This window comes from Ravibacter arvi, assembly GCF_039540405.1.
GTDB lineage: Bacteria > Bacteroidota > Bacteroidia > Cytophagales > Spirosomataceae > Ravibacter > Ravibacter arvi.
The window spans coordinates 15,819-32,557 of record NZ_BAABEY010000023.1 but is presented as its reverse complement, the minus strand read 5'-3'; the positions used below and the strand labels follow the sequence as shown (position 1 = coordinate 32,557).

Below are 16,739 nucleotides of genomic sequence, written 5' to 3'. Positions count from 1 at the left end.
ACAGGGGATGGTTTTGCCAGACTTTTCCAGTTCCAAACAAAACAAACAAAATTAATGAAAATAAGCATACGCATTCATCCTCTTGCCAGGCATGTTATGAAGATCACATTTTTACAAATGCTGCTGGTATGCATAGGGATCTCACTGGGATACGCACACGAAGGCAACGGTCAGAAACTGTTGGATCGCCAGATTACCCTTGTCGCCGAAAACACCGAACTACGGGAAGCTATACTCCGGATTGAGCGTGAAGCCCACGTTAAATTCGTATACAATCCGAATGCGATCGGGGCATCCCGCAGGCTCACCATTACGGCTATCAACCGTAAACTGTCGGAAGTGCTCGACCTGGCGCTACAGCCCCTGAACATATCCTACCGGATCATAGGCGGGCAAATCATGCTGCAACCCGAGCCGTTGCCTGATATGGCAGAACCTGCCCCCGAGGCCGCCCGGAAAATAACCGGGAAAGTGTCTGACAGCAAAGGTGAGGCGCTACCCGGCGTTACGGTACGCCAGAAAGGTACCAATAACGCCCAGGTTACCGACCTTAACGGCATGTACACCATCCAGCTGGAAGGGACTGCCCCCGTCCTGGTGTTTTCGTATGTTGGTTTTACAACCCTTGAACAGGCTGTTGACAACAGGAGCCAGCTGGATGTTACCCTGACGGAACAGTACACGGACCTCAACGAGGTGGTAGTAGTCGGTTTTGGTACTCAAACCAAAATGGCTGCCGTTGCGGCGGTAAGCACCATGTCCGCTGCAGAAATCGTCAAAACCCCGGTAGGTGACGTCACCAATGCCCTGACCGGCCGGATGGCAGGCGTTATGACCCGGCAGCGGCAAGGCCGTCCGGGTGCAAGCAGCGCGGAAATCTACATCCGCGGCCGGGCGTCCAACAACTCCGCCGCACTGATCATCGTAGACGGTGTAGAGCGCGAGACTTTCGGCGATATCGACCCCAACGACATAGAGTCCATCACAACGCTTAAAGATGCTGCCTCTACCGCACTTTTCGGAATGAAAGGCGCAAATGGCGTAATTGTCGTAACTACTAAAAGGGGCAATGAGGGCCCTGCCAAGGTTTCCTACAGCGGCCAGTTCGGCCTGAACACCGTGGGGCAGCGCCCCAAGCCGCTGCGCGCCTATGAAGCCGCCATGCTGCACAACGAAGGTGAGGAAAACATGCTCAACGCCGGGATCCTCGACCGAAATACCTATAAAAAGTACTTCACCGCCGAGGACATCGAAACTTTCAGAACCGGTAAAGGCGACCCGCTGCTTTATCCCGATGTGGATTGGTTCAAAGAGCTTACGCAAAAAGTATGGATGCGCCACCAGCACAACATCAGCCTGCGCGGCGGGAGTAAAAAGGTAAGCTATTTTGTGTCGCTCGGCTACATGTACGAAGACGGTATGTTCAAGAAATTTGATACCCCTCTTGGCTACCGTACCTCGCCGTATGCGAAACGAACGAACTTCAGGTCAAACCTGGACTATAAACTGACGCCTACTACAACACTCAGCCTGAACCTGGGTGGCCGGATTGAAAACGAATACACCAACCGGGCCATCAAATACGGGCAAACAGCGGCGGTAGCCAATTTCCGGACGGGGGCCGAAGCAGTCTTCAAATGGATGTACATTGCCCCCTCCTGGTCCATGCCGTTTGACGCGGAAGCTGCAAAGAGAAATACGCCCGAGCAGATTGCCCGTGATGACATGTACAACCAGATCATCGGCGTGGGATTCGGCGGGGCACTCGCCTACCAGGAAAACCCCTACATCAACCTGAAACGCGGGGGATTTACCGCCGGCGAGAAAAACATCCTGGAAAGCACTTTTGTTATCAACCAGAAACTGGATTTCGTTACCCCCGGGCTTAACCTCATGGCCACCATTGCCTACGACCAGAGTTCCGAATTTTACCGGAACCAGTCGGGCGCAGGAGCCGTGTATACCGTCGACAGGGAAACCAAAGCCATTATTCCCGCATATGCAAACCCGGCCACGATCCGGATCGAGGACCCGCTTAACAGCAACACAGGCGTGGGCGCAGGGCTCCTGAAGACAAACATACAGGTTCAGGCCAACTACAGCAGGACCTTCGGCGCGCACAACGTGTCGGGCGCGCTTGTCGGAACCCGCGAAATCAAGTACCTCACCGGTATCGAAGCGCCGCGGGCATTCCAGGGAATGGTTTTCAGGACTACCTACCATTTCAAAGACAAGTACTACGCCGAATTCAACGGGTCGTACCAGGGCTCGGAAAACTTCGATAAAGGCTACCGGTACGGCTTCTTCCCGACGGTCGGCCTTGGCTACACCCTCAGCAATGAGGATTTCATGAAAAATATCAACGAAAGCATCGGTCTTAACTTCCTCAAAATACGGGGCAGCATCGGGACGGTGGGCTATGCAACGGGCAATATCAGCCTGGTAGGCTACGCCACCATTCCGTCACGGTTTCTGTACCTCGATGCTTACAGCCCCGGCGGAAGCTTCTCCCTGGGTAACCCCAACAGCCCGGTAGGCGCTCCGGGTTATTTTCACAGCCAGATAGGCAACCCTTATGCAACCTTTGAAACGGGCCACAAACGGAACATCGGTATTGACGCTAACTTTTTCAATAACCGTGTTCAACTTGTAGCCGATCTGTTCGACGAACGCCGCAAAAACATACTTCTTTCACGGGCGGGAGCAACGTTTGAACATTATGGCGAAGACATGCCGATTTTCAACTACGGCGAGAACTACAACGGCGGCGTGGAGGCCGAACTGAAGCTCAACAACCGGAGCGGGCACTTCCGCTACGGCATCAACCTGCAGTTCAGCCATATCAAAAACAAGCGGCTTATTATGGACGAGCCCAAGAATCAGAAAGGCAACCTCCGGATGGCGGGCAGCTCGATCGGGCAGTTCTTCGGCTATGACGTAGAAAAAGGATTCTTCCAAAACCAGGCGGAAATTGATGCCTGGGCGAAAATGGAAGGCTTTCCCTTCATGCCCGGCGACATCAGGCTCAAGGATATCAACGGCGACGGGCTGATTACGCCCCAGGATTACACGGCCATCGGTTATCCCGACGTACCCATCGACCAATACAGTGTTGAGCCCAACATTTCTTACAAGAGGTTTTCACTGAGCGCCTTGTTCCAGGCGGTAGACAAAGTAAGCAACGAATTCAACCTGGTTGAAACCGATGCCATTTTCATCGTACCGCAGTACTACGAACACCAGCTGGACCGATGGACGCCTGACAACCCGAACGCCAAATACCCGGCAATACGGGCTGCCAATATCGGTCAGAACCGGTTCTTCGGCCGTACCGATCTCAGAGGCAACAACACCGGGATTATCAATGCCTTTAACCTCCAGAATGCCAGCTTTATCAAACTGCGCAATATCTCGCTGATGTATTCGGTCCCGCCTAAATTTTTATCCCGGCTGAAACTTTCGGACGCAACCGTTTCAGTCACCGGCTACAACCTTTATACCTGGACCAAATTCGTAGGACTCGATCCGGAAAACGGCGACGACCTGAACGTAGGTACCTATGTTAACCGCGGCGTTACCTACCCCAACATCCGGACCTACCAATTGAATGTAAACGTCACTTTCTAAACTATGCTCATGAAAACCAGATATACTTTGTTTCTGTTTGCGTTGACGAGCTGCCTGCTTTCATGCGAACAGGATTTCCTCAAGCGGGATACCGGCGTTGTTACAACCAAGCGGGATGTTTTCAACGACCCGAAACTCGCGGCTCAGTTTGCCGACCGGTCCTATATATTTATGGTACTCGACTACTTCGGGCTGGGGTCGGTCGGACAACCCTTCCGCGGCACTATTTCCGAGTTTACCGATGAATCCGTCTGCGGCTTCCTGGACGAGCCCTACAAAGCCATGTACAGCGGCGACTGGACCAACTGGGAGCACGGCACCGAATTCGGCTCCAATAAGACCATTTCCGGCCAGAGACCGCCCTATGTCAAATTTTATGAAGGGATACGGAACGTCAATGTGTTTATGGAAGAATACCCGGCTATCCCCTGGGAGAACGAACCGTCCCTGAACGGAGAGCTGGTAAAAGCACAGCAACATTACTTCAGGGCCTATTTTTACTTTGAACTGTCGCGGAGATGGGGCGGCGCCATCCTGATGGACAAACCGCTTGGTCTGAATGACGATATGGATATCCCACGGTCTACCTTCGAGGAAACGCTCGCGTTTATTGAAAAAGACCTGAACGAAGCCGAAAGGATTTTCAGCACCACCACCTTTACCGATAATACCGGCAGCAGCCCCCTGCTGATCTACTCGCCCGAATCCGGCTGGAACCCAAGCTATTCAATCGACGTACCGGGCAGCAACGTCTCCAACAACAACGGCCGGCCGGATCTGGGAGCCGTACGCGCGTTGCGGACGAGAGCCCTGCTACTGGCGGCAAGCCCGCTATGGAATCCCGGCGGAGACGCCGCCAAATGGCAGCGCGCTGCCGATGCTGCCAGATCGGTGATTGACATGGGACGCTACCAGCTGCATCATGACTATTCGAAAATACTGACCGATCCGATTTCCCATGAATACATCCTTGCCAATATCAAGGGGCCGCGGGCTTCCAATGTGGCAGGCTTCTTCAGGGATTACCTGATTTCGCCCAGCACCAACGGTTACCTGGAGAAAAGCGGGTCGCTCAACCCCACCCAAAACCATGTGGACCTTTATGAAACCCGCGAGGGGCTGCGGATTACCGATCCCGGATCAGGATATAACCTCAAAAATCCTTACGCTAACCGGGACCCCAGACTGGAATACAATGTGCTGCACAACAACCAGGTTTGGCAGGCTCCCTCGAAAGTCGAAACCTGGCGTGAAATAAAAGACGGGGTAGTTGTCTACGGCAAAGACGTGACCGCAGTAAGCGGCACCGGTACAAGCACCGGGTATTATTGCCGCAAGCTATGGCCGGAGGCGCTGAAGGGCAACACCACTTCTACCGCCATCCTCAATTTCGTCTATTACCGGTATGCCGAAATCCTGCTCAACTACGCGGAAGCGCTAAACGAAGCCCAGGGCCCGACAGCAGAGGTTCAGGCGGCGGTTAACCAGATCAGGCAACGCCCGACCGTCAACATGCCGACCGTCGCGAATACCTTTCTGGCAAGAGGCGTTACCATCAGCAAAGAAAGCATGCGCGACCTCATCCGAAACGAAAGGGCGGTGGAACTGGCCTTTGAAGGAATCCGGTGGTTTGACATTCTTCGCTGGAAGAAGGGTCCCGAGATCATTGCGCAGCCCATTATGCGAATGGATGTAGTTAAAAATGACACGGCGTTCACCTATACGCCGACGCTGATGACGAGTGCCTATCAGCGCACTTTCAAGGACTATATGCATTTGTACCCGGTGCCATTGAATGAAATCGCCAAGGGGAACAACCTGAAACAAAATCCAGGCTGGCCGGAATAACTAGGAATCGATATCTGAAATAGACGCGAGGTGTGGGATGTTGGCCGTAAGCGCTACTCACTTTCCACCCCGCGGCTCAAACCTTTGCGAAATGAAAAGACCTTATCAATATCTTAAACAACTGGTCATACTTCTGTTGACGGTCACCGGGCTGCAGGCCTTTGGACAAGGCAACAGGCCCCTGGTAACCCTTACAGGGGTAGTCCTGGATTCGAACCATCAGGGAGTACCGGGCGTATCAATTTCCGTCCAGGAGTCCAGCGAAACGGCAACTACCGGCGCCGACGGCAAATTCAGCATCCAGGGGCCGGCGAATGCCATCCTGGTGTTGAAGAAAAGCGGTTACCTGGCTCAAACCTACGAAACCGTTGCGGGAAGCAAGATCTCAATCACGATGGCCCGCGCCAAAACGCTGGCCGGCGACGATGACCTGGTGGAAATCCCTTTCGGGGTGCGGCACAAACGCTACCTTACCGAAGCAGTTTCATCGGTTAGTACTTCCGACCTACCCCAGCCCTCCACCAGCGCATTGCCCAATATTTTGTCAGGCCGTCTGGCCGGGCTAAGCGTTCTGCAGGCCGGTACGCAGCCGGGCAATGACTTCAGCGTCTACAGGGTACGAGGCCGTACCTCCTTCAATTTCGTCAACGCGCTCGTGCTCGTAGACGGTATTGAGCGCGACATGTCGGATCTTGATTTCGAGGAAGTAGAGAGTTTTACCGTACTCAAAGACCCGGCCACACTCAGCTGGTACGGTTTGCGCGGATCGAATGGCGTTATACTGGTCACCACAAAAAAAGGAAGCCGGACCAAATCATCAATCAACCTTTCCGGACAGTACGGGTTCCAGTTACCCGACCATCTGGTGAAGCCCTTGAACTCCTATGAATACGCGTCACTGTACAACGAAGCCCTTTTAAACGATAATCCTACCGCCATTCCGCGCTACGACCAAACTGCGCTGGATGCCTACCGGAACGGATCCGACCCCTACCGCTACCCGGACAACAACTACCAGGAGCGCTTTCTGAAATCGGCCACTCCTTTCCAGCGTTACGTAGCTTCCGCACAGGGTGGTGAAAAAAAGGTCAGGTATTTTGCCATGATGAGCTACCTCAATCAAGGCGGGCTTTTCAATGAAACCAAAGGTCCCAACTATGACAGCAACAATGGCTACAAGCGTTTCAACTTCCGGAGCAATGTGGATTTTGACGTGAATTCGCGGCTGACGATTTCTGTCAACCTGGCCGGAAGGGTTGAAAACCGGATAGATCCCACCTACGGGACGCTTCCGCTCATGGGACTGATCAATGGGACGCGGCCGAACGCCTACCCGATCCTCAATCGTGACGGTACCTTCGGCGGTACTACCGAAGACCAGAACAACATTCTGGGCGCCATCACAGCAAACGGCGTGATCAAGGCCAGGAAAAGAGTAGGCTTCGCCAATCTGAAAGCCACTCAGAAGCTGGATATGATCCTCGACGGTCTTTCGTTTGACCTCCTCGTTTCCTATGACACGAAAGGTGATTATACTTCCGGGTTCACCCAAAATTACCGTGTTTTCGACGCTACTGTAGACGGAAACCCTATCCCTTATCGCACGGAAGCCCGGCTGGCCTACCGCAGCGCGGCCTACGAAAACGCATACCGCGCCAGCGAAGTCTGGACGGGTTTTGACTATAACAAAACCTTCCAGGCACATAAAATCAATGCGAGCGTACGGGGCATGCGTTCTGCAATAATCGACTTCAGAAGCAGAACCGACTTTTCGCAGCGGTACCAGGCATTTTCCGGAAGAGTGGAGTACGCCTTCAAGGACCGCTACCTGCTGAAGCTGGTCGGCAGCTACGCCGGGGATGATGACCTCCCCCCTAACAACCGATATGGCTTTTTCCCGGCCGTATCGGCGGGTTGGATCGTTTCCGACGAGTCATTCCTGAGCGATAATAACGTGCTGAGCTTCCTGAAAATAAGGGCGTCTTACGGAAAGACGGGTAATACTGAAATCGGGTTTGGCGAAGGCGCGTTGAGAAGATTTCCCTACCAAAGCCGCTACACCCGTAACCTGGTATCAAATGCCGCAGGTTACCAGTTCGGTACCGGTTTTGCGCTCACCGGCTCCGCCAACGAGCTTAACATCGGGAATCCTTATATTACCTGGGAAACACTTACCACAGCCAACCTGGGAGTGGATTTCAACCTCTTTAAAAACACGGTGACCGCCAGCCTTGACGCATTCAAAAACAAGAGGACCGGCATTCTCACCACGGCTTCTATCCCGGATATCATCGGGCAGAGCTCCGGCGATCTCAATGAAGGCGCCGTCAACAGCCAGGGAATTGAAGGTTCCGTCTTCTATCACAACAATTTCGGGGAGGTAGATTTCAGCCTGAACGCGAATTTCCTGGCAACAAAAGACAAGGTAATTTACCAGGGAGGTCAGGCCGGCGTACCAGCCTATCAAAGCACGATAGGCCTCGGTGCGGGATCGGGACTTTATTATGTCTCGGACGGCTTGTACCAAAGCAAGCAGGAAATTGAAGCCGGACCGAAATCGACGCTGTCCAACCAGATCATGCCCGGCGATATCCGCTACAAGGACATCAACAATGACAACATCATTGATGCAAACGACCGGATCAGGTTCAACCTGGGCACCCCGAATTACTTTGGCTTCGGCACGGCCGTTAAATACAAGATATTTGATTTGAATGCGCAATTCCAGGGAACCGTTGGCCAGAAAACCAATATCAGGGGAATCATCGACACAGGTCCGAGCGCCTTCAACCAGGAAAGCCTGAAAAGATGGACCCCGGCCACCGCTGCCACTGCGATTTACCCGCGAGTGGGGTTAGCCAACCTGGGCAACAACCGGACAGACTCCGATTTCTGGCTGCGCGACGCCGATTACGTCAAACTGAAAACCCTCGAACTGGGTGTCACACTTCCGCAGTCGTTTACGCAGAAACTGAAGATACAGAGCATCAGGTTTTACCTCAACGGGTTCAATCTTCTGACTTTCAGCAAACTGGACCTGGATGTGGATCCGGAGCTACCCTTCCTCGGACGGGGTTCCACCTATCCCTATGTCAAAACCTACTCTTTTGGGCTCAATGTTAAACTTTAAGACCTGCAGCTAACAATGAAAAAATACATCATAAAGGCATGTATCATCGTGCTTTGCGGGACGACGGCTTGCAAAAATGACTTTCTTGAATACAAGTATGCAGTAGACGGGACGATTTCGGAAGAGCAGGTGTTTGCGTCGAACGAACACGCCAGAAATTTTCTCAACAACATTTACCGGGGGTTGGTTGCCGGCAGCAACGCCGATTTCAGGTACAACCTGAATGGGGAGCTTGGCCTTTCCACGGGAAGCGACGAAGCGGTCAGCGCCTTGCCGGGCGCAGCCATCAATGTATTCCAGAACGGCAACTGGAGCCCGACCCTGTTGTACGACGACGTTTATGCCCAGCAATACCGGGCACTGCGCTCGGTGAATATTTTCCTGAAAAATGCCGCTTCCAGCGCTATCATCGACGATGCCACCCTTACCAAGCAAACGCTTATCGGGGAAGCGCATTTTTTGCGCGGAATGTTTCATTTCGAGCTGTTGAAGCGTTATGGCGGCGTCATCATTGCCGATCGTCCTTTCGCCCTGGAAGAAAACCTGGACCTTCCCAAAAACACCTTCGATGAAGTAGTGGCGCATATCGTTGCCGACTGTGATAAGGCGGCCGAATACATCAGCTACCCGACGACCTCCGATCAGGGATCGGCCATCAAAGGGCGGGCTACCAAGGCCGCCGCGCTGGCATTGAAGTCGCGTACGCTGCTGTACGCGGCAAGTCCGCTCAACAACCCCGGAAACGACCTGGCCAGATGGAAGGCCGCCGCTGATGCCGCGAAGGCCGTAATAGACCTCTCCGGCGGTAAACATGGGCTGCTGACACTGGCAGAGCTGCCGAACCTGTGGAACTTCGGGACCCTGGCCTTCAACAAGGAGGTTATTTTCTCTTCCGAAACCCTCTCGGCGACCACCATCGACGCCAACAACGCGCCCCCCAGTTATACCAATGGCCGGGGCAGAACCAATCCTACGCAGGAACTGGTGGATGCCTTCGAGATGAAAGAAACCGGCAAGATGATTCACGAAGCGGGTTCCGGCTACAACCCCGATATGCCTTACGCCGGCCGGGACGATCGATTCTCTATGTTTATCAACTACAACGGACTCAATTTCAGAGGAGTAAAAATTGATACCCGCGAAGGCATGAAGGACAATAACCCGCAGGCGGCAGTAGACCGTACTACAGCCACCGGTTACTACCTGCGGAAATTCATGAACACCACCAACACGGCGGCGGTCAGGCGGACCTACGTCTTTTTCCGGTACGCCGAGATCCTGCTCAATTACGCGGAAGCGCTCAACGAATCGGGCGAAATACCGGCTCCGGAAGTGTACGAGGCGATCAACCAGGTACGGCGCAGGGGAATTGCGCCCACAGCCAACGGTTTGGCGGCGCTCCAAAGTACCGACAAAGCCGGGAATGGCTACGTCTTGCCGACCAAAGAAGCCATGCGGCTACGGATCCAGAACGAGCGCCGTATAGAACTGTGCTTCGAAGAACATCGTTTTTTCGACGTACGGCGCTGGAAACTGGGGAATGAATTTTTCAATAAACCGGTAAACGGTGTACGGATATCAGGAGATGCGGAACCCTATACATACACATACTTCAAAGTTCAGGACCGGACCTTTTCTGAAAAAATGTACTGGTTCCCGTTTGCTCAGACCCAGTTGGCCAAAGCCCCGGCTTTGAAACAGAACAACGGCTGGTAGTGCAGCGATAGGGAGACCCCTCCGTCCCGGCCGTCATTCTGACCGGTGCGGAGGGGATCTCCTTTTTTAACGGGTGGATGTATGCGTGAGATTTCCCGGCTCCGCCTGAATGGCGAGGCCACCAATGCACGAACGGGCTATTCCACTCGTGAGTTCTGTATATCAAGGCTCCATACAGCTGCCGACAACTTCGGTGGGTACTCCGACCAGAGGGTCATCCCAAGCGCAGCCGAGGGATCTCTCCCTGTAGCGGTATTGTCCCGATTTTATAAACCACATCGTTTTCCCGGATGTGATAAAAAACAAATCGGGAACCAGATTTTCTACCTGATTCCCGACTTTTCCAAAAAATTCATAACGTTGAGTAACTCCGTCCTCAGAAAACCGGATTATAAACATTTATAGTACCTGAGTCGGCAATCGTAACAAATTTTATCAAAAAAATTTCTACAACATAATCGAAAGATCCACCACACCTTGCTGGCTATTTTATCGAAGCCGGCTTGCCTTCCAAAGTTTTTCACAGATCAATTGGCTCTTAAAGAATAAATACACTAGATTTGCACTCGTTTTGTCGAAACGTGTTGTATGAGGGGGCGCCACCCTTTCCGCTGGGCACGATGGACTCTAAAGAAGTATTGTAAACAAAAAATTGTCATGAGTGATTTAATCAAACTCGTAGAGGCACTTTCTGAGGACCGCAGGTCTCAGTACCCGGATTTTGGCGCCGGTGACACTATCATCGTGCACGTTAAGATCAAAGAAGGTAACAAAGAGCGTATCCAGCAATTCCAGGGTACTGTTATTCAGCGTCGTAACCCGAATTCGGCCGGTGAAACTTTTACGGTTCGTAAAATTTCAAACGGTGTCGGCGTTGAGCGTATTTTCCCGATTCTTACCCCAAGCATCGACAAAATCGAAGTAGTGCGGAAAGGTAAGGTAAGACGCGCCAGAATTTTCTATCTGCGCGGACGCCATGGAAAAGCAGCCAGAATTAAGGAGCTTAAATCTGCCAAGTAAGAATTTCCATCCCGTATGGTGAAAAGGGCTGGCCGCAAGGCCGGTCCTTTTTTTTACGCCGGTATTGCTTTGATCCCTTCGCGTAATCTCCTAAATTGGGGTTGCCGCCGGCAGGCCGCAATTCCATTCATCACACTTCAACCACAGACGGCTGATGATGCCCAGAATTCCAACCGCTTTGCTTTTTTGTATACCTGTCCTTCTGTCAGGATGTTACGACCGGGAAAGAGAAGAAAGACTGAACACGAGAGAACGAAACCTTCTGGTGAAAGAGAAACAGTTTTCGTTGAAGGAAGTCGAGTACCAGGCGCTTCTCAGGATGAGAGACAGTTTACAAACGCTCAGGGATACGCTGGTACCCATCTCCGTATGGCCCGACAGCCTGGCCGGGCAATGGAATGGAAAAATCGTTTGTGTGGACTCAAATTGCCCTGATTACGTGGTAGGCGACCAGCGAAACGACACCTGGATTTTTGCCAACGACTCTACACAGCTGGTCACCAAAGTGCTCAATAACAATGCCCTGGTCCGAGTCTATGCCTCCACTTTCAACGGGAGCCAGGTTCAGCTTCATTTCAGCACCGACTCCTCCGCGGCCAAGCAAGTCGAAATGAAGGTATTGCTGAATGAGCTTTCCGGCAGCAAAATCAAAGGTACGCGAACCATTGTCATTGATAGCCGCTGCACAGCGCGGTTCAATGTAGAACTCATACGGGCTACTTCAAAAGATCTCAAAAGATGATGCTGGCGAATATTTACGACGTTTCGCTCCCGATCGAAGATCCGGTGCTGAAATTTCTGATCCTGCTTATCATTATCCTGAGCGCGCCGCTCCTGCTTAATAAGATTAAAGTACCCCATTTACTGGGACTGATTATTGCAGGCGCCATCGTAGGGCCCAACGGGCTCAACCTGCTCCAGCGCGACAGCAGCATTGTGGTAACCGGAACCACCGGTCTGCTGTATATTATGTTCCTGGCCGGGCTTGAAATCGACATGGGCGATTTCAAGAAAAACAAATGGAAAAGCCTGGCTTTCGGTATTTACACCTTTACCATTCCGCTCTCGCTGGGTTATCTGACCGGTTACTACCTGCTTGGCTTTTCGCCGCTCACGTCGGTCCTGTTTGCAAGCCTGTTCTCCTCGCACACGCTGATTTCCTACCCGCTGGTGAGCAAGATGGGCCTTTCGCGGAATTTCGCAGTGAATATCACTGTGGGCGGTACGATCATCACCGACGTGCTCGCGCTGATGGTCCTGGCCATTTGCGTCGGGATGGCCAAAGGTGAGGTGGGGAGCGAATTCTGGCTCAGACTGACGATATCGGTGCTGCTTTTCGGGAGTATTGTGCTTTTTCTTTTCCCGGTGATCGGGCGCTGGTTCTTCAAAAAGGTCGGCGATAAGATTTCGCAATATATATTCGTACTGGTCATGATCTACCTGGCCGCGCTCCTGGCGGAGCTGGCTGGTGTGGAAGCCATTATCGGAGCCTTCCTGGCCGGGCTCGCGCTCAACCGGCTGATCCCGCACACATCGTCGCTGATGAACCGGGTCGAGTTCGTCGGCAACGCCATTTTTATCCCGTTTTTCCTGATCAGCGTAGGTATGATCATTGACTTTTCGGTCTTTTTCAAAAGTTGGGAAACCATCAAAGTCGCCCTGCTAATGACCGTAGCCGCGGTGGGAACAAAGTACCTGGCCGCAGTAGCCACGCAGAAAACTTTCCGGCTGAGCCGCGAAGAGGGCGGCCTTATCTTCGGCCTGAGCACGGCTTCCGCTGCAGCAACGCTCGCGGCCGTAATGGTCGGTTACAACATCATTATCTCTGAAAACGAAGCCGGTGAACCCGTGCGTCTGCTCAATGAACATATTCTGAACGGAAGTATCCTGATGATCCTTGTATCCTGTACCGTGTCTTCGTTCGTTTCAATGGCTAACGCAAGCAAGATTGCAGACTCCGATCATGAGGAAACTGTCGCGGGAAACACCACCGAAGAGGAACGCATCCTGTTGGCTGTCAATCACCCGGGTACCGTCGAAAAAATGGTCAACCTGATGTTGATGATTAAAGCCAAAAGCAACACAGACCAGGTATATGCGCTCAACATTATTAACGAGGAGAAAAACGAATCTTCCATAAAAAATGCGGAAAAGCTTCTCGGCCAGGCTACCGAAATAGCGGCGGCCACCGATGTCCGGCTAACCCCGCTTACCCGCTACGACAACGATGTTATCAGCGGCGTGAATAACGTGATCAAAGAGAAGAAGATTTCGGATTTAATGATCGGTCTGGACGACTCCAAAGGCTTTTCTCCTTCATTTGTATACAATCTTTACAACGGCTACCTTCAAAACCGGATGACCAACGTACTGGTATACCATGCCGCACAACCGGTTTCGACAATCCGGAAACATATCGTCATCCTTCCTTTTAAATCGCATACGGAACCGGGCTTTTTCTTTGCCCTGCTCCGGATCTGGAACATCGGCCGGAATTCCGGCGCCGTCCTCCATTTTTTCGGCGGCGCGACCACCATCCGATCCCTCCGGAATATCCAGCGAAAAGCGGCAATAGAAGCAGAATTTACAGAATTGAAGAAAAGCAGCGATTTTGGGCAGATCATCGATTCTGTAGGGGAAAACGAGGGACTCATCCTGATGATGGCCGAATCGGCAATGAACTCCTACTCACCGGAGATGCGGGCTATTCCGGATCTGCTGAATGCACGTTTTTCCGACAAAAATTACCTGTTGGTTTATCCTTACGCCGGTGACGAAGTGGATGCTGAAAAACGGGCAGTCAACAACTATGACGACTTTAACGAAATCGGAAAAATGGTAGGCCGGATCTTCAAATAGCCCGGTTTGTGCTTTACTGTTTTGCTCGCCGCAACTTGTATTCTGCCATTTTTTTCCTGATTTCAGCATCCGAAGAGTTTACTTTCTCGAGAAAAGAATAAACCTTTCCGGAGTTGTAGCGGTTGTTGCCATCCAGTAAGACCGCCAGCTTGCGGATGACAGGAAGGTTGTCTACTTTCTTTTCGAACAACAACGCCAATGCATCCGCCAGCAGGTCGCCGTTCATCTCAGGGATCAGCTCCACCAAGCCGGCTACGGTTGAATCACAAAGTTTTTCCGGCTTGAAAAGCTCCGCCAGGGCCATTTTTTTCTGCGGATAGCCCCCTTTTTCAATCCGTTGAACCAGGAAATGCTGAACTTCGCCGGTCTCGAGCAGGCGGTCCGGAAAAGATCGGATAGCGGCAGCGGCGAGGTTAAGATTTTCGCTTTCTCCGAGGCGCATCACGCGGAGCAGGAACAGCTCTCCCCAGGCTTGGAGATTCCCGGCTCTCTCCAGCCCCCATATCTGGTCGCCGGGGCTGCCCTTGGCCAGGAGAAGTAGTGCAAATTTTTCGTTAAGCAGCCGCTCACTGTGCGCAGAAACAAGCTGGCGTGTCCTGCCATGTACCAGGTGCCAGAGGCGGTAGGTCGTGAAGGCCGCCCCCGGTACAATAAAATCAACGATGTCTTTCAGCGTCGCCGACGAAACCGCATCCACCTGGTCGGGGTTGCCGGTCTCGGGAACAAGTTCGAAAAAACTGTAATCTGCAAGCGGCGACAACGAATCAGCAAGAATGGCGTGAAGTTTCTCGTAGTCTTCCGCCCGGAATGGCTCGTGGTCGGTTTTACTTAAAAACTCTCCTTGTGGCATTTCAAACCCCAGGTACCCGCCGGTCGGCTTCCAGTAAACCGACATGTCCAGCAACCGGCATTTGCCGTCGAAACAAACGCTTGTTTTAATCTTTCGCTCATAAAAAACCGGGATGGAATCGCGGTCCAGGTGTTGGTACAGGATATTCGAATAGGTGGAATCGGCAAAATCTTCTTCAAACAAGACTGCATTAACGCCGGTGTCCGCTGATACAGACGGCAAAAGGTAGCGAATGGGGACGGCCTGCCCGGCTGCCTCCGATACGAAGGCAATGAGTGCCATCCCCATGATCCGCTTCATTATTTTCAATCCGCTAGGTGTTTTTGACGGGAACAATTGCGCCGTGTGTTTCAAGAAGATTTTTCAGATCGGCATGCGGCACCTCCAGGGGTGTTTTTCCGGAAGCGCAGGCCAATGCTGCCGCAGCGGCTGCGGCCTGGCCCATTCCCATGCAGGAGGCCTGGACGCGCAACGCGGAGTTGGCCAGCCGGTCACTGCTGAGGCAACGACCTGCTACCAGGAAATTCCGGCTTCCCCGGGGTACAAGGGCGCGCAACGGGATAGTCGGCACCACCCCTTCTACGAGGTGCCGGGGAATTACCCCCTTGTCATCATGCAGATCGATCGGGTAATAGGAATAGGACACGGCGTCATCATATACTTTTCCCGTCACATAGTCCTCGTGTGTAATCAGGTACTGGCCATCGATGCGAAAGGTCTCCCGGACAGCAATTTCATTCTGCACGTCCTGCAGCCTTGTTTTTTCCAGTCCCGGGAGCGTCCGCAAAAAACGCAGCATCCGCATCAGCGAAGCCCGTCCCCTGAGGTTGGCCGACGTATGCGTCTCCGAAGTGGTGGAGTCCGCGCCCGCAATGTGCTGCACGTTGTCTCCATAATTCCTGAGCAGGCCGGCCACATTCAAAAACTCTTTTTTTACAAGGTTTCCTTTGCGCACCTCCTCTTCGTAACGGGACTGGATCATCTTGAAGTCGAGTGTATCCAAATCGTACCCCGACAATCTGAACTGAAGGGTTCCCGGCTGCGTGTCGGCCTCCCTGAGCACCGGAAATCCGGCCATTGCAGTAGCAAAGGCATTTCCCGTACAGTCGATCAGCTGGTTGGTTTCGATTACGGTTTCAGTACCCTTTCCGATTGTAGTGACCTGCCAACCGTTTTTCGTCGGTTTTATCGATACCGGCGTTTCGTAATAACGGACTTCAACGCCCGCGTCCAGCACCTTTTCTTCCGCCAGGAGCGCGTAAAGCTGCCCGTTCACCCGTACCTGGTGCCGCCAATGCTGTCGCCCGTGGGGAACCGACACATTGGGCAGCGGGTCATCATTCATCGCCACAGCTTCCTGGACCAGCTCCCACCCGATCCCCCCGATCACCTGTTTTCCCCAGGCGAAAAAAATCCCCGGGAAATTCACGCCACCCGTGGTGGTTACACCGCCTAACTGGCTTCCATTCTCGACCAGGACGGTCTTTCTACCGGCGCGACCGGCCTGTATCGCTGCCACCACACCGGCCGTCCCGCCGCCAATTACCAGTATTTCAGTTTTTATCGTCTTTTTATCAACCCGGTACGGGACGCTCAACCGCTCCCCTTTCAGGATCGTCGGTACCCCGAACGAAATACTTCCAAGTGCCGCGAGCGCCGACCGGCGTTTAATTTTCTCTGTCATAAGCT

Annotated in this window: 9 protein-coding genes; 7 read left to right on the top strand and 2 right to left on the bottom strand. The window is 52.8% G+C overall.

Features of this window, described 5'->3' with window-relative positions:
- Positions 1 to 54: 54 nt before the first annotated feature.
- From ABD852_RS11970 to ABD852_RS11940, 7 genes are all read left to right on the top strand, one after another.
- A complete protein-coding gene (locus tag ABD852_RS11970; protein ID WP_345029028.1) occupies positions 55 to 3,627 on the top strand; it encodes a TonB-dependent receptor in 3,573 nt (1,190 codons plus the stop codon).
- 9 nt (positions 3,628 to 3,636) lie between these two features.
- Complete coding sequence (locus tag ABD852_RS11965) at positions 3,637 to 5,475, top strand: RagB/SusD family nutrient uptake outer membrane protein (protein ID WP_345029025.1); 1,839 nt, start codon at positions 3,637 to 3,639, stop codon at positions 5,473 to 5,475.
- A 91-nt stretch (positions 5,476 to 5,566) separates the two neighbouring features.
- Positions 5,567 to 8,605, top strand: coding sequence for a SusC/RagA family TonB-linked outer membrane protein (locus tag ABD852_RS11960; protein WP_345029022.1), 3,039 nt, complete (start codon positions 5,567 to 5,569; stop codon positions 8,603 to 8,605).
- A gap of 15 nt (positions 8,606 to 8,620) precedes the next feature.
- Positions 8,621 to 10,321 (top strand): RagB/SusD family nutrient uptake outer membrane protein, encoded by a 1,701-nt coding sequence (locus tag ABD852_RS11955; RefSeq protein WP_345029015.1) that lies wholly within the window; start codon positions 8,621 to 8,623, stop codon positions 10,319 to 10,321.
- A 657-nt stretch (positions 10,322 to 10,978) separates the two neighbouring features.
- Entirely contained in the window at positions 10,979 to 11,341 is a 363-nt protein-coding gene (gene rplS / locus ABD852_RS11950; protein WP_345029013.1) for a 50S ribosomal protein L19, read from the top strand.
- 154 nt (positions 11,342 to 11,495) lie between these two features.
- Positions 11,496 to 12,083: a hypothetical protein gene (locus tag ABD852_RS11945; RefSeq protein WP_345029009.1), complete on the top strand. Its 588-nt coding sequence runs from the start codon at positions 11,496 to 11,498 to the stop codon at positions 12,081 to 12,083.
- Positions 12,080 to 14,200 carry a cation:proton antiporter gene (locus ABD852_RS11940; RefSeq protein WP_345029004.1) on the top strand — a complete coding sequence of 707 codons (2,121 nt, stop codon included), beginning with the start codon at positions 12,080 to 12,082 and terminating at the stop codon, positions 14,198 to 14,200. Before ABD852_RS11945 ends, ABD852_RS11940 begins: the two co-directional genes overlap by 4 nt.
- A 13-nt stretch (positions 14,201 to 14,213) precedes the next feature.
- Here ABD852_RS11940 and ABD852_RS11935 read toward each other — a convergent pair whose 3' ends face one another.
- A complete protein-coding gene (locus ABD852_RS11935; protein ID WP_345028999.1) occupies positions 14,214 to 15,359 on the bottom strand; it encodes a hypothetical protein in 1,146 nt (381 codons plus the stop codon).
- Between the two features lie 4 nt (positions 15,360 to 15,363).
- Positions 15,364 to 16,734, bottom strand: coding sequence for an FAD-dependent oxidoreductase (locus tag ABD852_RS11930; protein WP_345028996.1), 1,371 nt, complete (start codon positions 16,732 to 16,734; stop codon positions 15,364 to 15,366).
- Positions 16,735 to 16,739: the final 5 nt, after the last annotated feature.

What these genes read in the sequence shown, in the direction of transcription:
- ABD852_RS11970 (WP_345029028.1), top strand. Translation starts at nt 55, where the DNA reads ATGAAAATAAGCATACGCATTCATCCTCTTGCCAGGCATGTTATGAAG.
- ABD852_RS11965 (WP_345029025.1), top strand. Translation starts at nt 3,637, where the DNA reads ATGAAAACCAGATATACTTTGTTTCTGTTTGCGTTGACGAGCTGCCTG.
- ABD852_RS11960 (WP_345029022.1), top strand. Translation starts at nt 5,567, where the DNA reads ATGAAAAGACCTTATCAATATCTTAAACAACTGGTCATACTTCTGTTG.
- ABD852_RS11955 (WP_345029015.1), top strand. Translation starts at nt 8,621, where the DNA reads ATGAAAAAATACATCATAAAGGCATGTATCATCGTGCTTTGCGGGACG.
- rplS (WP_345029013.1), top strand. Translation starts at nt 10,979, where the DNA reads ATGAGTGATTTAATCAAACTCGTAGAGGCACTTTCTGAGGACCGCAGG.
- ABD852_RS11945 (WP_345029009.1), top strand. Translation starts at nt 11,496, where the DNA reads ATGATGCCCAGAATTCCAACCGCTTTGCTTTTTTGTATACCTGTCCTT.
- ABD852_RS11940 (WP_345029004.1), top strand. Translation starts at nt 12,080, where the DNA reads ATGATGCTGGCGAATATTTACGACGTTTCGCTCCCGATCGAAGATCCG.
- ABD852_RS11930 (WP_345028996.1), bottom strand. Translation starts at nt 16,734, where the DNA reads ATGACAGAGAAAATTAAACGCCGGTCGGCGCTCGCGGCACTTGGAAGT.